We start from the raw sequence: 24,658 nt of genomic DNA, 5'->3' as shown, positions 1-24,658 counted from the left end.
TACGTTGGAAACTACACAGTGGACGCGAGCATCTGCAGTGATGCAAGCTTTATGGATGCTGCAATTTTTTGTTGTGGTGTTTGTTTTGTTTGTGTTGTTGTGATACTTAATTTTTTTTATGGTCTAGAGATGGATGCTGCAACTTTTTGTTGTGGTGTTTGTTTTGTGATTTTGTTTTGTTTGCAAGTTCTTAAGAGCGAACGGTGGATGCCTTGGCATCTAGAGCCGAAGAAGGACGTAGTAATCTGCGATAAGCCTCGGGGAGTTGATAAACGAGCTGTGATCCGAGGATTTCCGAATGGGGAAACCCAGCATGCGACTTTATGTTTGTGTGTTACTCCCGTCTGAATATATAGGGCGGGTAGAGGGAACGTGGGGAAGTGAAACATCTCAGTACCCACAGGAAGAGAAAACAATAGTGATTCCGGGAGTAGTGGCGAGCGAAACTGGATGAGGCTAAACCGTGCGTGTGTGATACTCGGTAGGGGTTGCGCGTGCGGGGTTGTGGGACGCATTTGATTGTTCTACCGGACTTTCGACGTGATTGTTAAGGATATAGGAGAACACCTTGGAAGGGGTGACCGGAGTGGGTGAGAGTCCCGTATCTGAAATTTTCTTACAGCGTTATGTGTATCCCGAGTAGCACGGGGCCCGTGAAATCCCGTGTGAATCTGCCAGGACCACCTGGTAAGCCTAAATACTACTAGATGACCGATAGCGGACAAGTACCGTGAGGGAAAGGTGAAAAGTACCCCGGGAGGGGAGTGAAATAGTACCTGAAACCGTTTGCTTACAATCCGTCAGAGCACTGTTTTTGGTGTGATGGCGTGCCTTTTGAAGAATGAGCCTGCGAGTTAGCGGCATGTGGCGAGGTTAACCCGTGTGGGGTAGCCGTAGCGAAAGCGAGTCTGAATAGGGCGTTTTAGTCGCGTGTCCTAGACCCGAAGCGAAGTGATCTAGCCATGGCCAGGCTGAAGCACGTGTAAGAGCGTGTGGAGGGCCGAACCCACTTAGGTTGAAAACTGAGGGGATGAGCTGTGGTTAGGGGTGAAAGGCCAATCAAACTTCGTGATAGCTGGTTCTCTCCGAAATGCATTTAGGTGCAGCGTTACGTGTTTCTTGCCGGAGGTAGAGCTACTGGATGGCCGATGGGCCCTACAAGGTTACTGACGTCAGCTAAACTCCGAATGCCGGTAAGTGAGAGCGTAGCAGTGAGACTGTGGGGGATAATCTTCATAGTCGAGAGGGAAACAACCCAGATCATCATCTAAGGTCCCTAAGCGTGTGCTAAGTGGAAAAGGATGTGGAGTTGCTTAGACAACCAGGAGGTTGGCTTAGAAGCAGCCACCCTTGAAAGAGTGCGTAATAGCTCACTGGTCAAGTGATTCCGCGCCGACAATGTAACGGGGCTCAAGCACACCACCGAAGATATGGCAGTTAACAGTTAGATAAGCCTTTGTGGTTCAGTTTGTTGACTGGGTAGGAGAGCGTCGTGTCGCGAGTGAAGCAGCAGAGTGATCTAGTTGTGGATGTGACACGAGTGAGAATGCAGGCATGAGTAGCGAAAGACGGGTGAGAAACCCGTCCTCCGGAAGACCAAGGGTTCCAGGGTCAAGCTAATCTGCCCTGGGTAAGTCGGGACCTAAGGCGAGGCCGACAGGCGTAGTCGATGGATAACGGGTTGATATTCCCGTACCGGCTGGTAACCGTTCAACACAATCCAATAAGTGCTAAGAAAGCTTTTCTGGATTTTTTCCCTTCGGGGTTGATTTCTGGTGTTGGTTTTCGAACCCGGTGTTGGTGCGTGAGCGTGAGGTGTGACGCAGGAAGGTAGGTAATCCCGGGCGATGGTTGTCCCGGGCTAAGCATGTAGCCTATCCCGTTGGTAAATCCGCGGGTGTTTGGGTGAGATGTGATGGGGAGCCGTTTTGGTGAAGTTACTGATCCTATGCTGCCGAGAAAAGCATCGGCGTGAGGTTGCTGGTTGCCCGTACCCCAAACCGACTCAGGTGGTCAGGTAGAGAATACTAAGGAGATCGAGATAATCGTGGTGAAGGAACTCGGCAAAATGCCCCCGTAACTTCGGGAGAAGGGGGGCCATCCGCTTATACCAACTTGCTTGGGAAAGGGTGTGGTGGCCGCAGAGACCAGTGGGAAGCGACTGTTTACTAAAAACACAGGTCCGTGCTAACAAGCAATTGGATGTATACGGACTGACGCCTGCCCGGTGCTGGAAGGTTAAGAGGAGAGGTTAACTCTTTTTGGGTGAAGCTTTGAATTTAAGCCCCAGTAAACGGCGGTGGTAACTATAACCATCCTAAGGTAGCGAAATTCCTTGTCGGGTAAGTTCCGACCTGCACGAATGGCGTAACGACTTCCCAGCTGTCTCCACCATGAACTCGGCGAAATTGCATTACGAGTAAAGATGCTCGTTACGCGCAGCAGGACGGAAAGACCCCGTGACCTTTACTACAGCTTGGTATTGGTGTTCGGTGTGGCTTGTGTAGGATAGGTGGGAGACTTTGAAGCATGCACGCTAGTGTGTGTGGAGTCGTTGTTGAAATACCACTCTGGTCACTCTGGATATCTAACTACGGACCCTGATCGGGTTCTGGGACAGTGCCTGGTGGGTAGTTTAACTGGGGCGGTTGCCTCCCAAAGAGTAACGGAGGCGCCCAAAGGTTCCCTCAGCCTGGTTGGCAATCAGGTGGCGAGTGTAAGTGCACAAGGGAGCTTGACTGTGAGACTGACAGGTCGAGCAGGGACGAAAGTCGGGACTAGTGATCCGGCAGTGGCTTGTGGAAGCGCTGTCGCTCAACGGATAAAAGGTACCTCGGGGATAACAGGCTGATCTTGCCCAAGAGTCCATATCGACGGCATGGTTTGGCACCTCGATGTCGGCTCGTCGCATCCTGGGGCTGGAGTTGGTCCCAAGGGTTGGGCTGTTCGCCCATTAAAGCGGTACGCGAGCTGGGTTTAGAACGTCGTGAGACAGTTCGGTCCCTATCCGCTGCGTGCGTTGGAAATTTGAGAGGATCTGACCCTAGTACGAGAGGACCGGGTTGGACGGACCTCTGGTGTGCCAGTTGTTCTGCCAAGGGCATGGCTGGTTTGCTACGTTCGGGATGGATAACCGCTGAAGGCATCTAAGCGGGAAGCCGGCCTCGAGATGAGATTTCCTTACCCAATTGTGGGTGTGAGGTCCCCTATAGATTATGGGGTTGATAGGCCAGATGTGGAAGCGCAGTAATGTGTGGAGCTGACTGGTACTAATAGACCGAAGACTTGTTAAACATTTTTGGCTATAAGAAGTGTTGGGTTTTTGTTGTTTGCGTCTACTGTGTGGTTTCCGACGGATCCTTAAATGTTGGTAATTTAATATTGGTTCCACTTTTTTGGGGAGTCCTGTTGAAGGGTTTTCCGGTGGTTATAGCGTCAGGGAAACGCCCGGTTACATTCCGAACCCGGAAGCTAAGGCTGACAGCGCTGATGGTACTGCACTCGGGAGGGTGTGGGAGAGTAGGTCACTGCCGGAATTATTTTTTTCTTGTGGGGGTGTGTTTTCTTCTCTTACCGTTGTGGTGAGAGTGGGGAACATGCCCCCACTATTTTTATATATACACAAAAAAATACGAGACATTTCAGTTTCCCTAGCCAGATAGTTTTAAGGTTAGCAATGTAGGGTTAGATTCAGTATTTGTGTGCCGGCTCCAACAATCGGCCCAGGGGTTTTCTCGTGACAGTGATCACTTTTTCACTAGCGCTATACTCTTTTGCAAGCCTTCTTGCATACCCACTTCTTCGCCGCTTTGGACGAAACGGCTTTTTTGCTCTAGCTGCTGTTCCAGCCATGGCCTTCTGCGCTTTGGCGACGTATTTGCCTCAAACTTTTAACGGCGAAGCTATTTCTGAGCACTACGCATGGATCCCGCAATTTTCCATCGACATCACCTTCCGGATAGATCTTTTTACAAACCTGCTTGCGCTTCTGGTAACAGGCGCTGGAGCGCTGATTCTTTTCTACTGCGCGCGATACTTCCAGGTGGCAGATCAGAACGTCCCTAGATTCGGCGCGGTATTCACAGCCTTTGCAGCGGTTATGCTGGGGCTTGTAATTGCCGATAACGTATTTTTGCTCTTCATTTTTTGGGAAGCAACAACCGTCTTCTCATTCCTGCTTATCGCGCATAACGGTAAGAAGCGTACGGGGCGTGTCGCAGCAGCACAGGCAATTATTATCACCACTATTGGTGGTCTTGCCATGCTGGTTGGTCTGATTATTCTTGTGTTTGAAACAGGCGAGGCCAACCTGAGTGCAATTATTGCCGCGGCGCCCTCATCTACGGCCGCTGCTGTTGCTGTTTTCCTGCTTTTGGCTGGTGCGCTTTCTAAATCTGCTATTTTCCCGTTCCATTTTTGGTTGCCGCAGGCTATGGCAGCGCCCACCCCTGTTAGCGCCTATTTGCACGCGGCAGCAATGGTTAAAGCCGGTATCCTCCTAGTGGCTCTGCTCGGGCCAGCATTCGGAGATATCCCCGGCTACCGTGCGACACTCGTTATTCTCGGTGCGGTTACCATGCTGCTCGGCGGAATACGCGCACTGCGCCAGACTGATCTAAAGCTCGTGCTCGCCTTCGGCACAGTGAGCCAGCTGGGGATGCTTGTTATGCTCTACGGTGTAGCCATCCCCGCCGTTGACGCTGCTGCAACTGCGCTACTTTTTGCGCACGCAGTTGCTAAAGCTCCGCTGTTTCTCTCAGTTGGTCTGATCGAGCACTATACCGGAACACGCGACCTAAGGCGGATCAGCGGTCTCGGAAAACAGGCACCTTTGCTTGCAACAGTCGCAGTTCTTGCGACGCTGTCGATGATTGGGTTCCCGCCGCTTATCGGTTTTGTGGCAAAAGAGGCAGCTCTTACAGAGTTGATTCATCATCTTAACGATCCTTACGCACCACTTGTTTTGGGGGTTTTGGTAGCAGGATCCGTGCTCACCGTCGCGTATATGCTCCGTTTTGCATATGGTGCTTTCGCAAGCAAAAAGGGAGTTGCCGAAGTCGAAAAACTCCACGATGTTAGCAAACCCATGCTTTTCTCTGCGGCGGTATTTAGCGCGCTTGCTCTTTTCGGCGGTATCTTCTCAAATCTGCTTGATCCGATATATCAGCGGGTGCGGCCAACGGCCGAAACTATTGAACATTTCGCTCTCTGGCACGGTATTACACCAGCACTCGGCACCACCGTTGCGGTGTTAATAGTTGGTGCCCTATTAATTCCTGTTTTCGGGGTTGGTGACTCTAGGCTGCCGCATTTCGAAGATAGGTTTTCAGCTCCCGCGTTTTTCGCAGATCTATTTTTGGTGTTGGATCGCGTTGCAGTCTGGATTACCGCTCTGACCCAACGTGGCTCCCTGCCGTTCTATCTCGCTGTGACCTTGACAGTCGCCTCCGTGGGTGTTGGTGGTCACCTACTCCTATCGCAACAGCCGCTTGTCGATACCTACTTGGGGAGCCCTGTGCAGGCTGTGATTGCTGCTGTGCTGATAATCGCGTCAGTTGCTACGCTGCTTGCCACCAAGCGATTCCAAGCAGCGATTCTTGTCGGGTTTGCCGGCTACGCTATGGCAGCCCTGTTCGCTCTGCACGGTGCCCCTGACTTGGCGCTGACACAGATGCTTGTTGAGACACTTACGCTGATTGCTTTTGTTTTGGTGATCCGGCGCCTGCCGCAGCGTCTCTCACGGCGTGAAAAACTGCCGCTCAGGATCCGCAATATCTTTATTGGATCAGCAATGGGTATTGTGTTGGGAGTTTTTGCGCTGACTGCACTCGGTGCGCGCATTCACACACCAGTTTCAGTTGATTTTGCTGAGCTTGCTGTCTCAGGTGGGCACGGGAAAAACATTGTAAACGTCACGCTCGTCGATATTCGTGGTTGGGATACTTTCGGGGAGCTGAGCGTCGTTATCGCTGCGGCAACAGGTATTGCCTCCCTCGTGTTCCTCTTTGAACGCGGAGATAATCTGCCAAAGATTAGTCGCCGTGACGCCAGGTCAAATGCACTGCATAAGTTCCGCCAGGTTGTTGACCCGCAGAGCTCAGTCGCGCGCGGCAACTGGATGCTTGCAGGGAGCGACCTGAGCCCGGAACGGCGGTCGATCGTGCTTGAAGTGGTGGTGCGATTAATTTTCCATATTCTGATTATTCTTTCGATCTACATGCTGCTTGCCGGGCACAACAGCCCCGGTGGTGGTTTTGCCGGCGGTCTTATTGCCGGCATGGCAGTTGTTGCACGATACTTGACGGGCGGTCGCACCGAGCTCGGTGCAACAGTGCCATTTGACGCGGGGCGCATAGTTGGTATCGGTATGATTATCGCGGCCCTGACAGTTATTGCTCCAATGCTGTTTGGACAGGCCGCGCTGACATCTAACTGGATCGATCTCGACCTTGGAATTTTTGGTGAGCTTGCGCTGGTGACCTCAACAGTTTTCGATATTGGGGTGTACCTTATCGTGTTTGGGCTGGTGCTCGATGTGGTTCGCTCACTCGGCGCGCAGATTGATGTGCACACGGAATCAGATCGGCAGGTGACAGCACGATGACAGTTTCGCTGCTTTTAGTTGTAGCTATGGTGGTCATGTATGCGGTTGGTTTTACTCTCATGCTCGATCGCGGTTTTACCAGAATTTTGCTCGGTTTCTTGCTTGTTGGAAACGCCACCAACCTGCTAATTTTCATGATGTCCGGTAGTTTCGGCGCAGCACCTCTGGTAGGAACTGCAGAAGCGGAAGAGATGAATGATCCGCTGCCGCAGGCGTTTGTGTTGACTGCAATTGTGATTACTTTTGCGGTGAGTGCCTTTCTGCTGGCACTGATATATCGCGCTTTCCGGCATGCTGAAGATCACGACGACCGGGTGAGTGATGACGCTGAAGATGTTGAGATTACGCAGTCTGAACAGCACGGTTTTGTGGAAGAGATTTCACCCGAAGAGCTCGAACAGGTTGTTGAGTTCGATATCGATGATGACGGCGAAGATGACCGCTTAAGCGCGGCCGCGAAAAAGCAGACTAAGACGGAGGGAGAATAATGGACACAGCCGCACTTGTGCCCCTGGTGGTGCTTGTTCCCCTGCTTGGTGCTGCTATGGCGTTGGCGGTGCCGCAGCGCAGAAACCTGCAGAGTCTCATCACCTTCGTTTCGCTCACTGTTGTAGCGTTAATCGGTGTTGCAATGATGGTCATTATCGATGTGCAGGATGCGCCTTTGGTAATGGCTATCGGTGGTTGGGAAGCGCCTGTTGGAATTGTGCTAATGGCCGATCGACTTTCTGCAGCGCTTGTTACAACTTCGGCGATTGTGCTGATAGCAGTGCTTGTCTTCTCTATCGGGCAGCGTCTATCTGATGGTGATGAGGAAACCCCTGTTTCTATCTTCTTCCCAAGCTATTTGGTTTTGGGAGCGGGAGTTTTCGACGCATTCGTAGCCAACGATTTGTTTAACCTCTACGTCGCCTTTGAAATTTTGCTCGTTGCAAGCTATGTGCTTCTGACAATGGGTGGCACCGGACCACGTATTCGTGCGGGCATCACATATATTGTTGTCTCCCTGGTCTCTTCTGTGCTTTTTCTTGCGGCGCTGGGCATTATTTACGGCGCCACAGGCACTGTAAGCATGGCGCAGCTTTCGATCCGAATTGCTGAGCTGAACCCAGAAATACAGCTCGCCCTAAATCTCCTTTTGCTTGTTGCTTTTGGCATTAAAGCAGCTATTTTCCCGCTCTCATTTTGGCTGCCAGACTCTTACCCAACCGCTCCCGCGCCCGTTACTGCGGTTTTTGCGGGTCTGCTGACAAAAGTTGGTATTTACGCTATTTTGCGCAGCCAAACTATGCTCTTTCCGGAGTCTGATATTAATCAGTTGCTGATGTGGATGGCGGCCCTGACTCTTATCGTCGGTATTCTTGGTGCACTATCACAGCGCGATATAAAGAGGCTTTTGAGTTTCACGCTGGTCAGCCATATCGGTTACCTGCTTTTTGGTATCGCGATCAATACTGCGGCGGGATTTAACGCGACCGTCTACTACATAATTCACCACATTATTGTGCAGACAACTATGTTCCTGTGTGTTGGGATGATTGAGCGCGTCGGCGGATCAACTAACATGGAGCGACTCAGTGGTCTGTTAAAGAAAGCGCCTCTGCTTGCAGTTATGACCTTCATAACCATGATGAATCTTGGTGGTATTCCGCCGTTTTCCGGGTTCCTTGGTAAAGTCGGCTTGTTCAGTGCGGCTGCTGCAAACCCGACTGCAACGCACTATTGGTTAATCGGGATCGGCACGGTTGTGTCGCTGCTAACTCTAAACGCGCTGATCCGGATGTGGACACTTTCTTTCTGGCGCCCGAAGAGCGAAATAAAAGACGGGCAGAGTATGCTCCAACAGCTAGTAGATGCACCAGATTTGGGGCCGGAGCGCGGGTCACGAGAGGTTCCAAAACTGATGACTGCCGCAACTGCGAGCATGGTTGTTGTCTGTTTAGGGTTGACCCTGTTCGCAGGGCCTTTGATGAGCTACGCAGACCGGGCTGGTCGCGTGTTAAGCGATCGAGAGCTGCAGATCCCATGGTATGTGGACCCACCACAGGAGGTTAAACCATGACTACCGAACTAACTGAGAAGCGGGCGCAGCGCTTGCGTGACAGCGCAGAAAGCTACACAGACCGGCGTTTTCATTTTTTGATTCGGGTGCATGAACTGCCACTAATTTTCGGTCTTGTTGTGGTGTGGATGATGCTGTGGCAAGAAGTCACGCCAATGTCATTTGTGTCCGGTATTGCGGTCGCGATTCTTGTTACCCGTGTTTTTTATCTGCCACCGGTTGAGCTTGCCGGACGTTTTAATATTTTTGCTGCGCTGCAGTACTTTATCTACTTCCTGTGGGAGCTTGTGCTCGGTTCGCTGCAGGTGGCATGGCATGCGGTTAACCCTTTCAAAAGGGTGAGCCCGGCGGTTGTAGAGGTGCGTTTGCGCACAAGAAGTGACTTTATCCTTACGATGACAGGCCTGACAATCTCACTGATCCCCGGATCCTTGATTGTGGATGTTGACCGTTTTAATTCCGTGCTTTATCTACACATGTTGCACGGGCCGGAAGAGAAACAGCGCGACAAGCTGCGTCGCGATGTCCATAAGATCGAACGCTTGCTGGTAAACGCCATTGGTTCGCGTTCAGATATGGAGGATTGTCGTGCTAATTCTTGAGAATACACTCGTCTGGGTCGGAGCTGGGGCGCTGGCCATCACTGCTTTGTGCGCCCTTATTCGTGCTCTTCAGGGGCCGACGATTCTTGATCGTTTGGTGGCCAGTGACGTTTTGCTCACAACTATTGTGTTAGCGATGGGGGCAGAGATGGTTATTAATAATCACAACAACTCTGTCCCGGTTATGATCGGTATCTCTGCGACTGCAGCCTTAGCAACCGTAACTGTGTCGCGATATGTGCGTCGCGCTAATCCGACAACTCTGGAGAAGGGCGTTTCTACAAGCCAGGGCACAGAAAGTGAGCGTCCTGCGACCGGAGAAATTCAGATTACGCACGCTAATTCTGAACCGCAGACAGACTTTACAGCTAAGAAGGAGGGGTAGCCGTGTTAGAGTCTCCTATTTGGGAAATTGCAGCAGCAGTGTGTGTGCTCGGCGCTGGTCTGCTTTCTGCAACAGCAGGAATCGGTTTGCTGCGCTTTAAAGACCCTCTGTCCCGCTTGCACGCAGCGACGAAACCACAGATTTTTGGGCTGCTACTGATTATTTTGGCGGTTGCTCTTGATCAGCGTAATTTGATGACACTATTTGCGCTGCTGCCGGTTTTTATTCTGCAGTCTCTTACTGCGCCTGTGTCGGCGCACATGGCTGGTCGCGCTGCGTATCGTGCGGGTCATATTGATCGCGAACATTTGGCGTTGGATGAGCTTGAGCCGGTTATTCAGCGTGCGAACACAGACGTAGAGGATCCTAGACGCATTGATATTTCAGCGGAAGAGGGCTGGTCGATCAAAAACACTTAAACTTTGTTAATTATAGGAGTTTGTGTTATACAGAGAAATGAGTACTCAATTTCAAAGACGAAGGGAGAGTTCTCATGTTAAAGAAACTAATTACATTAGATTCCGTAAGGTGCAAAATTACTGAACCTAATACCCCCCCCGACTAGAACTTCGACACTGGGTCGGTTTGCAGAGCGTATCACTTATATTTACGAAGGCTTGGGGCAGCGTTGTGATCGGCGCGTCTCAAGCCTAGATTCGAAGGAGAATCAAAATGAGATTTAAAATTGTGAACGCTGTTGCTGCCGTTCTCGGCGGGGGAGTTCTACCGGCGGTTATGGCGCTGACGGCGGAAGGCTTGGATCGGTCAGTCTGGGCTGTGGTGCCGGCACTACTGCAATTTATCCTGTTTCTGCTAGCGATTGTGGCGCTACACTGCGCCGCCGGAAAATACGGAAAAACTGCGCCACCCAAAGGTGAGCAGCTCGTATATCTCACGCTCGCCTTAGTTTCATGGATTGTGGCAATGGTCGCTACTAACTATCTATACATATTCACTCCATGGCTGCACTTCGGTGCAATGGTGGTCATTGTTGCGCTGCTTTTAGAGGCGTTATTTAAACCGGCTGACTCCGCCGTAAATAACTAATCTAGGGTGCTCTCAGTAGCTTCACAGCTGCTGCATCTGAAGGTGCAAAAGAATAGTATTTGAGATAGTTTAGAGGGTGAGGTATTTCCCCTAAATACGATAGTGAAGGCGGTGTTAATCGTGGCTAATGAGGCTTACGAAAAAGCAGAAACTGAGGTGCGCGCTACCGAACAGTTTCAGGCCGATTTAGCCGCGATTATTCGCGCTCGCGCCACTGATCTCAGCATTGAAGAACGTGAGGCGGTAGAGTCGCTTCCGTCAGGCGCTGCGTTGCTGGTGGTGCGGCGCGGCGCCAACCAGGGCGCTCGCTTCCTGCTCGACCAGGATAGCACTGTTGCTGGGCGCCACCCAGCGGTTGATATCTTCCTTGACGATGTCACGGTCTCGCGCCGCCACGCTGAGTTTGTGCGCGACGGTGTGCAATTTTCAGTGTCTGATCTCGGGTCGTTGAACGGCACCTATCTAGGTGGTCAGCGCATCAGCGGCACCGTAGTGCTTAACGATGGTGATGAGGTGCAGGTCGGGAAGTATCGTTTTACTTTCTTCGCCTCACGATTTGATCTACCCGAGACCGTCTAATGGTGAAGTTAACCGCGCTTAGGGCGCAAGCAACTGATTCAAGCACGCAGCTATTCACAATCGGTCAGGTTGAGCAGCTGCTGAAGCGTGACTTTAGTGATCTATCAGCTTCCAAGCTGCGCTACCTCCAGGATCGCGGCGTGGTTGATCCACTGCGCACTCCGAGCGGTTACCGTAAGTACACTCAAGCCCATATTGAACGGTTGCGTCAGGCGCTTGTGCTGCAACGAGACTACTTCATGCCTATCGACAAGATTGTCGAGTATTTTACTGAGCTTGACGCCGGCGGCGCCCCCCAGCTGCCGGGTGGTGCGCAAGAGGCGCCGTCCATCTTTTCTCCGCATCCCGTTTTGAATCGAGAAGAGCTCCTGCGCATAACAGGTGCCCCCGCAAAACTTTTAGCAGAGGCTATCAGTGCCGGGCTTCTTCCAGCAGCTGAAGTGTATCCCGCAGATGCGGTCAAAGAGCTCGAAGCGATTATGCGTATGGCTGAAGCGGGTTTGACCCCGCGCCATTTGCGCGCACTCCGTCTGGGAGCAGAGAAAGATGCTGAGGTGATCCGGCACACGGCTATTGCCCGTAAAGGTAAGGCACCCTCTCCTGAGCGCAGTGAATTTGAGCTGCAGCTGGCATCTCACTATGAAGTTTTACGGGCGGCTGTTATGCGCAGAGCACTTAAGCGCAGATAAACGCAACTAGATGCCGTTGTTAAGTTGTAACCTTTGCACTCGCGACACGCTGCATTAGATTGCGTCGATGTTGCAATTCAACAGCACGATAGATAGCGTAGTTCTCTGTGGCCTAGCCGCGGTTGGTTTTTATATTATGAAAGGAGTCGGTGTTGGAGAGCAGTGTTGACCCGAGCTTGACCCCTGTCGATAGTGAGATGCTTTTTACTGACGGCTTACCGTGCCCCAATGAAAACGGTGGTTTTAGTGGCAGTGTTGCCCGGAAAGCCGCAGATATTACCTACCGTCAGCTCGACTATTGGGCAAGAACAGGCCTTGTAACTCCAACAGTGCAGGATGCGCACGGGTCAGGATCGCAGCGCATTTACAGCTTTCGAGATATTTTGGTTTTAAAGCTTGTGAAGCGACTGCTTGAGGCTGGGGTGAATCTGCAACAGGTGCGTTTTGCGGTAGAGCAGCTGCGCAGCCACGGTGTGCAGGATCTTGCCGGTGTGACCCTTATGAGTGATGGTGCGGGTATTTATCTCTGCACAGAGGGTAATGAGATTATGGATCTGCTCGGCCGCGGACAGGGTGTGTTTGGCATCGCTGTTGGCAAGGTTGTGCACGAGGTTGAGAGTTCGCTGTTGAGCTTTGAAGAGCACCGCCAGGCTGCCGAACAGCATGCTGCTGCCCAAGAGGGGGAGTACGCTGCCCGCCGGGCACAGCTGAAGCTGGCTTAGAGGTTTTATAGGTGAGGGCGGGCGAAACAAAATTGTTTCACCCGCCCTCACCTATATTTTGTTTGCCTTAACGCCTTAGCTAACATCGACGCTGCTGAGATCAGCGGTTGTTATCGCGTCTAAGGTAATAAGCTCAGTTGTTCCCACTGGGCCTGCCGGCGGGATAGACATATTCAAAGACTTTGCGGCGGTATCGAGCAAAAAGTCAAAACTCGCGGCAAGCTGTTGCGTTGTCTCACCCGGCCACATGTGCACTGGTTTGGCGGCCCCGGTTGCCTGCTGGATAGTGGTGCGCTCAGGGAGCACTGGGTCGAGCACCAGCTCGCCGAATATTTCTCGCAGCTCACGAATACGGAATTGATGCTCCTGCGACTGAGGGCGCACGCGGTTAACAACAACACCGAGCGGATCAAGACGGGGGCTGACACCGGCGCGCAGCTCATCGATGGCGCGCAGTGCACGATCGGCTGCTGCAACGGAGAAGAGGCCGGGCTCAGTCACAACCAACACACGGTCGCTGGCCGTCCAAGCGATTCGAGTGAGGGCGTTTAGTGAGGGAGCAGAGTCGATGAGCACCAGGTCGTAGTCGTTCTCGAGCTGAGCTAGTGCTTCTTCGAGACGCCACACCTCTCGCATAGAGGGGTGTGGGCCATCAAAATTAATTGCTGAAGGGCTTCCCAGTAGCAGGTCGATTGTGCCCGCATGGTGACGGCCCCAGCCGCTTGGAATAATTGCCTCACGCACGCGGCTCGGATCGGAAAGCACATCTGCGATATTGACATTCTCGCTGGTAATTTCAACATCAAGCCCGGTGGACACATCTGACTGTGGATCGGCGTCAACCACAAGCGTGCGTAGGCCGCGCGAGAACGCTGCAGACGCGAGACCGAGTGTTACGGTTGTCTTGCCGACGCCGCCTTTTAGGGAACTGATGCTAATAACCTTCACGGTACTAATTCTATAGCCACCCACATGGTAACTACCAATGAGCTGGCTGTAATCTGGTTTTAAAACGAAGCTGAAGATTGAGGAGAGAATGGCTGTTCGTGAGATTAGAGTTTTTGGTGATCCGGTGCTCCGTCGCGTCTGCGATACGATCACCAAAATTGACGATGGTCTGCGGCAGCATGTCACCGATCTTTTAGACACCGTTGCCTTTGACGGTCGTGCGGGTCTCGCCTCGACACAAATCGGTCACAACGTGCGCGCGTTTAGTCTGCATATCGATGGGAAAGTTAGTTATATCTTGAATCCCGAGCTGGAGGTCTTCGGTGAGCCTGTGCCAACGGGTGAGGGCTGTCTATCGGTCCCTGACCTGTGGTTCCAAGTGCAGCGTTACCCGAAAGCTCGTGTTACCGGCATAGATCTTAACGGTAATAAGGTTGTGATCGCAGGAGAAGGGTTATTAGCCCAGGCACTCCAGCACGAGTGCGATCACCTTGACGGCAAACTGTATATTCAGAGGCTTGATGCAGCACAGCGTAAACAGGCGATGAAGCAGATTCGCGAGTCGGCCTGGTTTTAAAAAAAAGATTCCGCCAGAGACAGTGTGTTTACGCTGACTCTGGCGGAATCATTACTGGTTGTTTTTAGCTTTGCACCGTGCCGATAGTGCCGGTGTGTGGCCGTGGGCCGTAGATTTCCTCAACAACATAGTTGAAATCTTTCAGAATATTTGCGCGCTTAATGCTCATCTTTGGGGTTAGATGACCGCTGTCTTCGGTAAACTCCACAGGCAGAATGCGGAATTCTCGAATAGACTCTGCACGGCTCACAAACTTGTTAGCTTCGTCGATTGTGCGCTGCACCTCAGCGATAACCTTCGGATGCTTCGCAGCATCAGCGAGGCTCATATTTGGATCCTCACCGTTATTCTCTAGCCACTTTGGCAGCATTTCGGGATCGAGAGTGATCAGGCATGAAATAAACTGCCGTTTTTCGCCAACCACAACCGGGTGCGCAATAATCGTGTTAGAGCGGATCGGATCCTCAAGCACCATCGGGGCAACATTCTTGCCACCCGCAGTGATGATAATTTCCTTTTTACGGCCGGTAATTTTTATATAACCGTCTTCATCTATTTCACCAAGATCTCCCGTGTGGAAGAAGCCGTCTTCAGTGAAAGCCGCTTTGGTCTGCTCTTCGTTATTCCAGTATTCCTTGAAAACACCGATTCCTTTTACCAAGATTTCATCATCTTCACCCAAACGCACTTCGGTGCCGGGAAGCACCGGCCCGACAGAACCGATTTTCAGCTTGCTTGGCAGATTTACTGACAGCGGGGCGGTGGTTTCGGTCAGACCGTATCCCTCAAGAATCTTCACACCCAGTGCGCGGTAGAAGTGACCGAGGTGGGAGCTTAGCGGCGCTGATCCTGAGACAGCGTAGGTCACTTTTCCGCCCAGGGCCTGGCGCAGTTTAGCGAAAACAAGGCGATCGAACAGTTTGAACTTTAGCTGCAACCCGAGCGGCACTTTACCCTTGTCTAAGGCACGTGAATACTCGACACCGGTGCGCGCTGCGGTGCGGAAAATCTTGCCCTTACCGCTCGCTTCTGCCTTTTGTTCTGCGCCGTTATACACCTTTTCAAAGACGCGTGGCACAGCTAGCAGGAAGGTCGGTTGGAAGGATCCGAGCGCATCAACCAGATTGGTTGGCTCTGCGTGCCCGACCCGAATGCCGCCATAAACAGCAAGCACAGAAATCAAACGAGCAAAAACGTGTGCCAGCGGGATAAAGAGCAGAGTTGCTGCGCCCTCTTGTCTAAACACTTCTTCGACGCGCAGCATAGTGTTTGTTGAAAGATCAACAAAATTGCTGTGGGTGATCACGCAACCTTTCGGGCGGCCGAATGAGCCCGAGGTGTAAATCAGCGTTGCAGTGTCAGCGCCCTTAGCAATACTGCGGCGGTGATTAATCTCAGCATCTGGCACAGCAGCGCCCTGCTTGCGGAGGTCGTCGAGTATGTTTTCATCAAGACGCCAGTGCTCTCTCACCTCGGGAGTTTCGCCCTTGATCTCATTAAAACGGGCAGCATGATCTGCGTTCTCAGTGATAATCGCAACAGCGCCAGAATCTGACAGAATCCACTGTGTTTGCAGCGCTGAGGAGGTTTCATAAATTGGAATCACAAACGCACCCGCGTATGCCGCAGCAAAATCGATGAGTGTCCACTCGTAACGCGTTTTGCACATCAGGGCCACACCCTCGCCAGGTTGGATGCCGGCAGCGACGAAGCCCTTCGCGAGTGCGATCACATCTTTGTGAAACTCTAGAGCGGTTACATCGCGCCAGGCGCTGCCCTCTGGAATTGAGAAGAGTGCTCGATCGGGGGTTTCAGCCACGCGAGACTCGAGTAGGTAGGTGAGGTTCTCGTCTGGCAGTAAGTCTGTCAGCAGCTCAACCTTCGTTGATTTCACGTGTAGCTCCTTTGATACTGATGTAAGTTGCTCAGGTAGTTTGCAAAAACTCTACCCGGTGAAACTGCAAAAATGCTAAAGCAGTTAGAAATTAAGCATAAATGCGCTGTTAGCATACACTAACTGTTAGTCTTTAGAGCAATTGAAAGGATGCCTCGGTGCTGTATTGGATACTGAAACACCTAATTCTTGGCCCGCTGCTGAAGACGATCTATCGGCCGTGGGTTGAGGGGCTTGAAAATCTGCCCAAAGAGGGGCCGGTAATTATTGTTGGTAACCATCTCTCTGTTATCGACTCTTTTTTCCTACCGCTGATGATCGACAGGCGGGTCTATTTTCTCGCTAAGAGTGACTACTTCACCGGCAAGGGTTTTAAAGGCTGGTTTGTTCGCAACTTCATGTTGGGCGTCGGGCAGATTCCCATGGATCGATCCGGCGGAAAAGCTTCAGAGTCTTCATTGGCCACAGGTCTAAAAATTCTGAGCGAGGGCAAAGTGCTCGGGATCTACCCTGAAGGCACACGCAGCCCAGATGCGCGCTTATATCGGGGACGGACGGGCGTTGCTCGTTTGATTTTACAGTCTGGTGCGCTGGTTGTTCCGGCAATTATGGTTGACACCGAAAAAGCAATGCCCATTGGTGTGCGTCTGCCACGCATTCGCCGGATAGGCACAATAATCGGCAAACCGCTCGATTTCTCACGCTTTAAAGACATGGAGACTGATCGGTTTATTCTGCGCTCCATCACCGATGAAATAATGTATGAGATCCAAGCGTTGAGTAAACAAGAGTATGTCGACGTTTATGCCTCGACAGTGCGTGGCCAGATCGAGCGTGAGCAGCGTGCGCAACTGGCAGCACAAAAGGCTCAGAAAAAACGCTAAAATTATGGCTTAGGTCACCATCCAGGAGAAGTGAAAATGAACGCTCAAGAGCAGCTCTTTGCTGAACTCGATAAATACAAAAACCTGGAGATTAAACAGCAGCCACAGTGGCCCGATAAAAGCGCGCTCGAGAAAGTGCAAAGGGAGCTTGCTGCGCAACCTCCGCTGGTGTTTGCTGGTGAGGCGGATCAGCTGCGCACACAGCTGGCTGATGTTGCCCAGGGTAAAGCTTTTCTTTTGCAGGGCGGTGACTGCGCAGAAACTTTTGCGGATGCGACCGCAGATAAGATTCGCGATCGCGTAAAAACGCTTTTGCAGATGGCGCTTGTGCTCACTTATGGGGCCTCTACGCCGGTTGTGAAAGTTGGTCGGATGGCCGGTCAGTTTGCAAAACCGCGCTCAAGCAACACCGAAACCCGCGGTGAAGTGACGCTGCCGGCGTACCGCGGTGACCTTGTTAACGGTTATGACTTCACACCCGAGTCGCGCGCGGCAGATGTCAGCCGGTTGCTTCAGGGATACCATGTCTCTGCATCAACTTTGAATTTGATTCGTGCGTTTACGCAGGGTGGGTTTGCGGATCTGCGCGCAGTGCATGAGTGGAATCGCGGCTTCGCAGACAACCCAGCAAATGCGCGCTACCGTGAGCTGACAGAAGAGATTGACCGCGCTGTGCGTTTTATGGCGGCTTGCGGTGCAGACTTTAGTGAACTAACGCGGACAGACTTCTTTACTGCGCACGAGGCGCTGCTGCTCGACTATGAGCGCCCTTTGACACGCGTTGATTCACGCACCGGAAAGCTTTACGACACCGCTGCGCACTTCCTCTGGATAGGTGAGCGCACCCGCGACCTGGACGGCGCGCATGTGCACTACCTATCGCAGGTTGCAAACCCGATCGGGTTAAAGGTTGGGCCAACCGCAACGGTTGATGATGTGCTGCGTCTGGTCGACAAACTGGATCCGGAGCGTCAGCCTGGCCGCCTGACACTCATTACTCGCATGGGGGCCGGCAAGATCCGCGAGGTGTTGCCGAACATTCTGAAGGGCGTGAAAAAAGAGGGCATAGAGCCTGTGTGGGTGACAGACCCTATGCACGGAAACGGGATAACCACCTCTACCGGTTATAAGACCCGTCGATTTGACGACGTCATGAATGAGGTTGAGGGCTTTTTTGAAGCACACCGGGAAGCTGGCACTGTGCCCGGTGGTGTGCATGTTGAACTCACCGGCGACGATGTTACTGAGTGTCTTGGTGGGGCGGAAAATATCGATGAAGCGACGCTGGAGACGCGCTACGAGTCGCTTTGTGACCCGCGACTCAACCACATGCAATCCCTGGAATTAGCCTTCCAGGTTGCCGAGCTGCTAAAAGCTGAGCATTAATTAGTTTTAAAGCTCAAACCCGAGTTCTACCTCGCTGCCGGCGCGCACTTTCTCGCCGGCAGCGGGCTTTGTGTCCTTCACGTGCACCGCGTTACGGAGCGCCTGCGGCACCCCTGTCAGCGGTTTAAAGCCGGCTTCCTCGAGTCGTTTGATCGCTTCGTTCATGCGCAGGCCGGTAACGTCAGGAACTGCAAAAAGCTCGGGCCCTGTAGAGATAATTAATCCCACACTGTCACCGACACGCAGTGTCTCTGCCCCCGCTAGCGCAATCACCCGGCCCGACTCGATATCTTCGCTAGAGGCTTCGCTGTTTAGCGATTCATCAAAATTAAGTTTCGCCGAAAGTGCGACGTTTTTGGCCTCGGTTGCGCTCAGGCCTGACACATTTGGAACGGGGCCTGCGGAGAGAACGAGGGTTATCGGCCCCTGTTCGCGATACTCCGCACCCAGGGGATTACCGTCTGCATCGAATGCGGCCAGCACAGTGTCTGCAACCCCGCCGTCGAAAACTTCGGAGGTGATGCCGTCAAAAGTAAAGCCCGCTTCTGTTATGAGCTTTTCAGCTTCAGCGCTAGAGAGCCCCACCAAAGTTGGGACTGGCAAGCTTGCTGGACCAATCGACTGGCAGAGTTTAACCGTGGTGTCAGCCGGCACCCTGGTATCCGGGGCAGGGCTTGCGTCAGAGATAAGCCCGGGGGCAACGGTTGGGTTTGTGCAGTCAGCAAGCTCAGGGATAAGCCCGGCAGCGGTAACTGCATTACTCGCCTGTTCTGGCTCCAAGCCCAATACCTGTGGAACTGTTTTGAGAGCGCCGGGACCTTGGAATGTGTACCAAGAGATCGCGCCTGCTGCGACGGTGATGATGAGTGCGATAGCAGCTACAATTGCGCCGCGCTTGCTGCGCTTTCTTTGCAGCGCCTGTGCTCGTTCAATTGGCGATTGTGCAACCGGCTGCAACCGGCCCTCATCATCCCGCGGTTTTGTTGCTTTTTTCTTTGGAGTTTGCTTTTTTGATCCGGCAGGAGCGGCCGGTGTTGGCTCCTGCACGGCTGCTGCTGCTACAGCTGCAGGAGCTACAGAGGTCACAGCGGTTGCGCCCAGCACCGTGGTGGCTGCGGTGGCATTCAGATCAAGCTTGCGGGTGGATCCCGGCCCGTCGGATGGCAGCACCCTGGTTGGTGCGTGGAGGCCTCCGTCTAGCAGTTCCCGCATCCGAGCGAGCACGATTGTGGCATCACGCGGACGTTTTTCTGGATCGCGGGCGGTTGTCCAACGCACCAGCTCGTCAAGCTCCGGAGATGCTTCGCGTGAGATCAGGGATGGTTTTGGAACATCCTGGTGCGCGTGCATATATGCAACCTGCACAGCCTGCTCACCACGGAATGGCTGCACCCCTGTGAGCATTTCGTAAAGCATGATCCCGAAAGCGTAAACATCGGTTCGAGTGTCGCCGACACCGCGCGTTACCAGCTCTGGCGAGAGGTAAGCAATGGTGCCGAGCAGTGCTTGGCCGGTTGTTGTGTTGTTATTTGCCGCACGTGCGAGACCAAAATCACCAATTTTAATGCGCCCGTCATCAGCCAGAAAAACATTTTCTGGCTTCACGTCACGGTGAATAAAACCAGCTTGGTGTGCTGCCGAGAGACCGCTGAGCACCGCCTCACTGATCTCGATAGCTTGTGCGGCAGTCAGGCGTTTTTGTTGCTTGAGAAGCTCCCGGAGTGTGATCCCAGGCACATACTCCATCACAAGATACGGGACATCGCCATCAAGCCCCTGATCAAATACGTTTACAACGTTTTGATCGTTGAGGCGGGCGGCCGCTTGCGCCTCTTTTTCAAATCTGCGTAAGAAAGAGTCATCGTCCACGAGGTGTGCGTGCATCGCCTTTACCGCAACACGCCGACCGAGTCGCAGATCGTCTGCGAGGTATACCATTCCCATTCCACCACGGGCGATTCGAGCGCGAACATGATAGCGGCCATCGAGGGTCTTCCCGATGAACTGATCACGATTTACTGCACTCACCTGATTTAGTCTACGAGAGATGTTTACGATTCACCGAAAATTTAGGCTCTGTAACCTGGTTGTGATGACTTTGTTTCTGGCAGAGTAGAGGTGTGGATATCACAAATACATACACTGTTCCAGATTTAGTGGAACTTTTTGACTCTAGCCCCGGAAAAGTTCGCCGCATGTTTGAAGAACAAATTTTGGCAGCGGTAAAAATTGACGGAGTTTTGCGTGTGCCAAAAGAGTTCATCACCGACGGGGTGGTGGTCTCCTCGCTGCGCGGCACGCTAATAGTGCTGACAGACGCCGGCCTTTCAACTGAAGAAGCTGTTGACTGGTTGCTCACCGAAAACGATCACTTGGGTGACACCCCGATCTCCCTGCTTAGAAAAGGGCAGAAGGCAAACGTGCGTTCGGCAGCTTTGCTGCTCGGCTAACGCCACGAGTTATGCCTGCCGTTTTGCCATGCTCTCAGCGAGGGATACAAGTTTTTCTACTGCAGCTGGAGCCACCTCAGGTGATCTAGCGAACCGCTGCGCGAGACGCATATTCTTTGCGATTAATTCTTCAACCTGATCCAGCGCACCCGTTTCACGGATTGTGCGCTGCAACATCTCTAACTGCAGCGATGTCATCTCAGCGTCACCAAAAACGTCATCAAAAATAGCGCGCAGGCTAGTGTTGAGTTCCTTGCGAGTCAGGGTGACAAGCACCGTCCGCTTGCCCTCTATCAGATCATCACCGCTGGGTTTACCGGTGACCGCACTGTTACCAAACACGCCAAGCACATCATCTCGCAGTTGGAAGGCCACCCCCGCAGGCACCCCAAAGCCAGAGAGCGTTTTTTCAAGCTCCGTGCTCGCCCCTGCAAGCGCTGCGCCTATCAGAAGGGGCTCTTCGACGCTGTATTTTGCAGACTTATAGAGCAGCACTCGGGTTGCGCGTTCCATCTGCTCGGCATGCGGTGCGAAAGTGGTCTGCTGTTCCTCTAACACATCAAAATACTGGCCAAATGCGACTTCTGTGCGCATCCGATTAAAGTGCCCACGCGCGCGAGAGCCGGCGGCAGGCTCGCTGCTGTCGACGGCCTCTTGAAACAGCTCATCAGCCCACGACTGCAGTAGGTCTCCCAACAGGATGGCGGCAGCTACACCGAAGTGGGCGGCCTGCCCGCGCCACCCAGAACGTGAGTGTTTGCGTGCGAAATTAGTGTGCACAGACGGCTTACCGCGGCGGGTTTCGGAGCGGTCAATAACGTCGTCGTGCACAAGTGCTGCAGCGTGGAACAGTTCCAGCGCGGCTGCGGCGTTGACAACGCGAGCGGCATCATTGTTTAAAGGCGAGGTGAGATTCAGCTCGCGGCAGGCCGTAAAACCTAAGCTAATACAATATGCGCGGATCCGCTTCCCGCCACTGAGAAAGTCGCTTGCGGCGGTGAGCAAATCTGCAATGCTCTCACCGAGCGGCTCTAAATCAGTGCGCTTGGAAGCGACAAATGTATTAATTCGTTCCTGAACAAGTTCTGCAAGTCTGGTTGATTGCCCCACGCTGGCTAGCATAGCCGCGATTTCGACTTTAGACTGGATTCATCCCACTTGAGAGGACGAAGTAGTGAGCCTAAGCAACCGTGAGCAGGAGATTTTTCAACGCATCGAACAAGAGTTCTATGCGTCTGAAGCTGATGAGGTGCCCACTGACAGGGCGCCGCAGCCGCTGAACTACCGCAACCTAGTGTTCGGCCTACTGATCATTATCGCCGGCGTTGGGGTGCTGCTTGCTGCGGTTGCCTTGAAGCAGCCGCTGCTGGGGCTGCTTGGCTTTGTTGCAATGTTGGCGGGCGGCTTTTTCGCTTTTCGCCCCGCAAACGTAAAAAATGAGAAAAATACAGCGAGAACTGCTGCAGAAAAGTCAGCTAACTCTCAGGCGGCGAGGCAGTCGCCCATGGAAAAAATTGAGGATCGGTGGCGTCGTCGCATGGAAGGCGAGCTGTGATTTAACTTTGCGTAGTCGCGTTTAACCGGGGCTACGCAGATTTCGTGCAGCGTACCCCCGAAACTAATCTGCCGCCTCTAGTGTGGCCTTGTGTTTAGAAACCCTGCTCTTCGGAGCAGGGTTTCTTTTTTAACTCCACTTTCATCCACCGCCTAAAATGCTGAAAAATAGGGAATATTTCGGTGTGCCGTGGAGTATTTTGGCGACCTTTGAGGAAGAAGTGGAGTAAAGTGGTGTGATAGGAAGGGAGGTGCTCTGTGCTGTTTTTGGGAACCTATACGCCCAAACTGGACGAGAAAGGGCGCCTCATTCTGCCTGCGAAATTTCGTGATGCCTTTAGTCAGGGGCTGGTTATTACGCGCGGTCAGGAGCGCTGTCTCTACGTTTTCACAATGCGTGAATTTGAAGAGATGAATGAGCGCCTGCGCACAGCCCCGATCTCATCGCGCCAGGGGCGAGACTACCTGCGCGTCTTCCTATCAGGCGCGCACGCTGAAACACCAGACAAGCAGCACCGTGTGACTATCCCCGCAAATTTGCGCAGCTATGCGCGTCTCGACCGCGAGCTTGCGGTTATCGGCACCGGGCAGCGTGCGGAGATCTGGGATCTTGAGGCGTGGAATGAATATCTTGCCGCGCAGGAAAATGACTTTGCTGATGTTGCGGAGGAGGTGATTCCGGGCATGTTCTAGCCCGCGAATATGACCTCTTCGCTCGCAGCCCAAAAACACACCCCGGTGATGCTCGATCGTTGTGTTGAGCTTCTCGCCCCCGCTCTAGAGAATGGCGGCATCATCATTGATGCAACTCTAGGTCTTGGGGGGCACTCTCAAGCACTGTTAGAGCGTTTCCAGAATGTCACGCTAATCGGTCTTGATCGAGACACCAACGCCCTCAGCCTGGCCTCAGAACGTTTAGCAAAATACGAAGAACGTTTTGTGTCGGTGCACGCCGTATATAACGAACTGCCAGCGGCGCTGCAGACGGTGCGGGAAGAGTTGGGGCTGATAGGCGCTGACGCCGAGCTGCGTGGGGTGCTGTTTGATTTAGGCGTTTCTTCAATGCAGCTTGACGAAGTTGAGCGCGGCTTTGCCTATGCGCAGGATGCACCGCTCGATATGCGCATGGATCAGTCGCAGGGGGAGACCGCTGCTGAGCTGCTTGCGCGCCTGGACGCAGCTGCGCTTCGTAGTTTGTTCAAACGCTACGGTGATGAACCGTTAGCGGCACGCTACGCTGATGCAATTGTGCGCGCGCGCCAGGCCGAGCCGATCAGCCGCAGCGGGGCGCTCGTGGAGATCTTGCAGGAAGCCACCCCGGCAAAATTAAAAAACCAGCGGCATCCGGCAAAACGTGTTTTCCAAGCGCTGCGCGTTGCCGTAAACAACGAACTTGAAGTGCTGGCAGACGCCCTGCCAAAAGCGATGCACGAACTTGCGGTGGGCGGGCGTCTCGTAGCCATGGCCTATCAGTCGCATGAAGACAAAATCGTAAAAACTGAATTTGCTAGAGCTACTCGCGACACTACACCAGCGGGTTTGCCGCAGCAGTTGCCGCAGTTTGCCCCAGAGTTTGAGCTGTTGACGCGCGGAGCTGAAACCGCGAGTGAAGCAGAGCAAGAAATTAATCCCCGTTCAATCCCCGTTCGCCTAAGAGCTGTAACCCGAGTGAGAATCAAGTGAGCAACCCCCAGCGAAAACTGAGTGCAGTCCAGCAGCTGCAGCAGACACCGCAGCATGAGACTGCGACATATACACGGCCCGAGTTACGTCTTGTGCCGCAAACCAAAAAAGCGCAGCGCTCTTTTGGCATGACGGTTGCCTGTGGGCTCACTGTGCTGGGGGTTATCTTCGGGCAGATGGGGCTTGTTGCGGTCACATCTATGGACGCCTACGAGCTAACCGCACTCAAGAGCGAGGTGCGGGATGTAACACGCGTAAATACTGTGTTAGCGCAGAATGTTGAGGCTAAAAATTCCCCACAGAATCTCGCTGACAATGCAGCAAGTCTCGGGATGGTGTTGAGCGAAAGCCCCGCATATCTTCGGTTGAGTGACGGTGTCATCATCGGAAATCCAACACCCTCAACAAGCAAGCCGGTCAAAAACACAGTGGCCAATTCAACACTCACAGATATTACAATTCTTGATGCAACAGGCGGTGTCACACAGCGAGCTGACACAGTCGGTGATAAACCTGTGGATCCTGATGTTTTGCGTCCGGTTAGCTGGAAGGGTGAATTACCAGCGCCGGTGACGCACTAAAATTTCCTAAG

Annotated in this window: 22 protein-coding genes and 2 rRNA genes; 20 read left to right on the top strand and 4 right to left on the bottom strand. The window is 52.9% G+C overall.

Annotation, left to right across the window (positions count from 1 at the left end; translation table 11 throughout):
• Positions 1-180 precede the first annotated feature (180 nt).
• The 12 genes from HCR00_RS02960 (at position 181) to HCR00_RS02905 (ending at position 12,690) form a co-directional block, all read left to right on the top strand.
• Positions 181-3,293: ribosomal RNA gene (locus HCR00_RS02960) — 23S ribosomal RNA — on the top strand.
• Positions 3,294-3,419: 126 nt separating this feature from the next.
• Positions 3,420-3,536: ribosomal RNA gene (gene rrf, locus HCR00_RS02955) — 5S ribosomal RNA — on the top strand.
• Positions 3,537-3,736: 200 nt separating this feature from the next.
• Positions 3,737-6,604, top strand: a complete 2,868-nt coding sequence (locus HCR00_RS02950) for a Na+/H+ antiporter subunit A (RefSeq protein ID WP_341766006.1) — start codon at positions 3,737-3,739, stop codon at positions 6,602-6,604.
• Positions 6,601-7,092 (top strand): Na(+)/H(+) antiporter subunit C, encoded by a 492-nt coding sequence (locus HCR00_RS02945; RefSeq protein ID WP_167142592.1) that lies wholly within the window; start codon positions 6,601-6,603, stop codon positions 7,090-7,092. The genes HCR00_RS02950 and HCR00_RS02945 overlap by 4 nt, the downstream gene beginning before the upstream one ends.
• The gene (locus tag HCR00_RS02940; protein ID WP_167142589.1) at positions 7,092-8,666 is read left to right on the top strand and encodes a Na+/H+ antiporter subunit D; all 1,575 of its coding nucleotides are present in this window, start codon (positions 7,092-7,094) and stop codon (positions 8,664-8,666) included. Before HCR00_RS02945 ends, HCR00_RS02940 begins: the two co-directional genes overlap by 1 nt.
• A complete protein-coding gene (locus HCR00_RS02935; protein WP_167142586.1) occupies positions 8,663-9,268 on the top strand; it encodes a Na+/H+ antiporter subunit E in 606 nt (201 codons plus the stop codon). The genes HCR00_RS02940 and HCR00_RS02935 overlap by 4 nt, the downstream gene beginning before the upstream one ends.
• Complete coding sequence (locus tag HCR00_RS02930; RefSeq protein ID WP_243854513.1) at positions 9,255-9,653, top strand: MrpF/PhaF family protein; 399 nt, start codon at positions 9,255-9,257, stop codon at positions 9,651-9,653. Before HCR00_RS02935 ends, HCR00_RS02930 begins: the two co-directional genes overlap by 14 nt.
• Before the next feature lie 2 nt (positions 9,654-9,655).
• A complete protein-coding gene (mnhG, locus tag HCR00_RS02925; protein WP_166984541.1) occupies positions 9,656-10,072 on the top strand; it encodes a monovalent cation/H(+) antiporter subunit G in 417 nt (138 codons plus the stop codon).
• 253 nt (positions 10,073-10,325) lie between these two features.
• Entirely contained in the window at positions 10,326-10,700 is a 375-nt protein-coding gene (locus tag HCR00_RS02920; RefSeq protein WP_167142583.1) for a hypothetical protein, read from the top strand.
• 120 nt (positions 10,701-10,820) lie between these two features.
• The gene (locus HCR00_RS02915) at positions 10,821-11,279 is read left to right on the top strand and encodes an FHA domain-containing protein (protein ID WP_424945190.1); all 459 of its coding nucleotides are present in this window, start codon (positions 10,821-10,823) and stop codon (positions 11,277-11,279) included.
• A complete protein-coding gene (gene ftsR, locus HCR00_RS02910; protein ID WP_167142580.1) occupies positions 11,279-11,968 on the top strand; it encodes a transcriptional regulator FtsR in 690 nt (229 codons plus the stop codon). The genes HCR00_RS02915 and ftsR overlap by 1 nt, the downstream gene beginning before the upstream one ends.
• A 197-nt stretch (positions 11,969-12,165) precedes the next feature.
• Positions 12,166-12,690 carry a MerR family transcriptional regulator gene (locus HCR00_RS02905; protein ID WP_166986331.1) on the top strand — a complete coding sequence of 175 codons (525 nt, stop codon included), beginning with the start codon at positions 12,166-12,168 and terminating at the stop codon, positions 12,688-12,690.
• Positions 12,691-12,765: 75 nt separating this feature from the next.
• Here the strand turns inward: HCR00_RS02905 and HCR00_RS02900 are convergent, their stop codons facing one another.
• On the bottom strand, positions 12,766-13,638 hold the full coding sequence (locus HCR00_RS02900) for a ParA family protein (protein WP_166984546.1): 873 nt from the start codon (positions 13,636-13,638) through the stop codon (positions 12,766-12,768).
• Between the two features lie 88 nt (positions 13,639-13,726).
• Between HCR00_RS02900 and def the strand changes: the two genes are divergently transcribed.
• On the top strand, positions 13,727-14,215 hold the full coding sequence (def, locus tag HCR00_RS02895) for a peptide deformylase (RefSeq protein WP_166984547.1): 489 nt from the start codon (positions 13,727-13,729) through the stop codon (positions 14,213-14,215).
• 64 nt (positions 14,216-14,279) lie between these two features.
• Here the strand turns inward: def and HCR00_RS02890 are convergent, their stop codons facing one another.
• Positions 14,280-16,109, bottom strand: coding sequence for an AMP-dependent synthetase/ligase (locus tag HCR00_RS02890; protein ID WP_167142549.1), 1,830 nt, complete (start codon positions 16,107-16,109; stop codon positions 14,280-14,282).
• A 158-nt stretch (positions 16,110-16,267) separates the two neighbouring features.
• Here HCR00_RS02890 and HCR00_RS02885 point away from each other — a divergent pair, with 158 nt between their 5' ends.
• On the top strand, positions 16,268-16,993 hold the full coding sequence (locus HCR00_RS02885; protein ID WP_166984549.1) for a lysophospholipid acyltransferase family protein: 726 nt from the start codon (positions 16,268-16,270) through the stop codon (positions 16,991-16,993).
• A 36-nt stretch (positions 16,994-17,029) separates the two neighbouring features.
• On the top strand, positions 17,030-18,379 hold the full coding sequence (locus HCR00_RS02880; protein ID WP_166984550.1) for a class II 3-deoxy-7-phosphoheptulonate synthase: 1,350 nt from the start codon (positions 17,030-17,032) through the stop codon (positions 18,377-18,379).
• A 6-nt stretch (positions 18,380-18,385) separates the two neighbouring features.
• Here HCR00_RS02880 and pknB read toward each other — a convergent pair whose 3' ends face one another.
• Positions 18,386-20,407 carry a Stk1 family PASTA domain-containing Ser/Thr kinase gene (pknB, locus tag HCR00_RS02875; protein WP_243854512.1) on the bottom strand — a complete coding sequence of 674 codons (2,022 nt, stop codon included), beginning with the start codon at positions 20,405-20,407 and terminating at the stop codon, positions 18,386-18,388.
• A 92-nt stretch (positions 20,408-20,499) separates the two neighbouring features.
• Here pknB and HCR00_RS02870 point away from each other — a divergent pair, with 92 nt between their 5' ends.
• Entirely contained in the window at positions 20,500-20,829 is a 330-nt protein-coding gene (locus HCR00_RS02870) for an Rv2175c family DNA-binding protein (RefSeq protein ID WP_243854511.1), read from the top strand.
• A 9-nt stretch (positions 20,830-20,838) separates the two neighbouring features.
• Here the strand turns inward: HCR00_RS02870 and HCR00_RS02865 are convergent, their stop codons facing one another.
• Positions 20,839-21,939: a polyprenyl synthetase family protein gene (locus HCR00_RS02865; protein ID WP_167142546.1), complete on the bottom strand. Its 1,101-nt coding sequence runs from the start codon at positions 21,937-21,939 to the stop codon at positions 20,839-20,841.
• Positions 21,940-22,003: 64 nt separating this feature from the next.
• Between HCR00_RS02865 and HCR00_RS02860 the strand changes: the two genes are divergently transcribed.
• The 4 genes from HCR00_RS02860 (at position 22,004) to ftsL (ending at position 24,647) form a co-directional block, all read left to right on the top strand.
• A complete protein-coding gene (locus tag HCR00_RS02860) occupies positions 22,004-22,384 on the top strand; it encodes a DUF3040 domain-containing protein (RefSeq protein ID WP_167142545.1) in 381 nt (126 codons plus the stop codon).
• A gap of 260 nt (positions 22,385-22,644) precedes the next feature.
• A complete protein-coding gene (gene mraZ, locus HCR00_RS02855) occupies positions 22,645-23,076 on the top strand; it encodes a division/cell wall cluster transcriptional repressor MraZ (protein WP_167142960.1) in 432 nt (143 codons plus the stop codon).
• Positions 23,077-23,085: 9 nt separating this feature from the next.
• Entirely contained in the window at positions 23,086-24,066 is a 981-nt protein-coding gene (rsmH, locus tag HCR00_RS02850; protein WP_167142542.1) for a 16S rRNA (cytosine(1402)-N(4))-methyltransferase RsmH, read from the top strand.
• Positions 24,063-24,647: a cell division protein FtsL gene (ftsL, locus tag HCR00_RS02845; RefSeq protein WP_166984554.1), complete on the top strand. Its 585-nt coding sequence runs from the start codon at positions 24,063-24,065 to the stop codon at positions 24,645-24,647. Before rsmH ends, ftsL begins: the two co-directional genes overlap by 4 nt.
• The last annotated feature ends 11 nt before the right edge of the window (positions 24,648-24,658 follow it).

Source organism: Canibacter zhoujuaniae (assembly GCF_011752005.1).
Lineage (GTDB): Bacteria > Actinomycetota > Actinomycetes > Actinomycetales > Microbacteriaceae > Canibacter > Canibacter zhoujuaniae.
This window is presented reverse-complemented; position numbering and strand designations above follow the sequence as displayed.

What these genes read in the sequence shown, in the direction of transcription:
- HCR00_RS02880 (WP_166984550.1), top strand. Translation starts at nt 17,030, where the DNA reads ATGAACGCTCAAGAGCAGCTCTTTGCTGAACTCGATAAATACAAAAAC.
- rsmH (WP_167142542.1), top strand. Translation starts at nt 23,086, where the DNA reads ATGACCTCTTCGCTCGCAGCCCAAAAACACACCCCGGTGATGCTCGAT.
- HCR00_RS02945 (WP_167142592.1), top strand. Translation starts at nt 6,601, where the DNA reads ATGACAGTTTCGCTGCTTTTAGTTGTAGCTATGGTGGTCATGTATGCG.
- ftsR (WP_167142580.1), top strand. Translation starts at nt 11,279, where the DNA reads ATGGTGAAGTTAACCGCGCTTAGGGCGCAAGCAACTGATTCAAGCACG.
- HCR00_RS02920 (WP_167142583.1), top strand. Translation starts at nt 10,326, where the DNA reads ATGAGATTTAAAATTGTGAACGCTGTTGCTGCCGTTCTCGGCGGGGGA.
- HCR00_RS02940 (WP_167142589.1), top strand. Translation starts at nt 7,092, where the DNA reads ATGGACACAGCCGCACTTGTGCCCCTGGTGGTGCTTGTTCCCCTGCTT.
- def (WP_166984547.1), top strand. Translation starts at nt 13,727, where the DNA reads ATGGCTGTTCGTGAGATTAGAGTTTTTGGTGATCCGGTGCTCCGTCGC.
- HCR00_RS02905 (WP_166986331.1), top strand. Translation starts at nt 12,166, where the DNA reads ATGCTTTTTACTGACGGCTTACCGTGCCCCAATGAAAACGGTGGTTTT.
- HCR00_RS02935 (WP_167142586.1), top strand. Translation starts at nt 8,663, where the DNA reads ATGACTACCGAACTAACTGAGAAGCGGGCGCAGCGCTTGCGTGACAGC.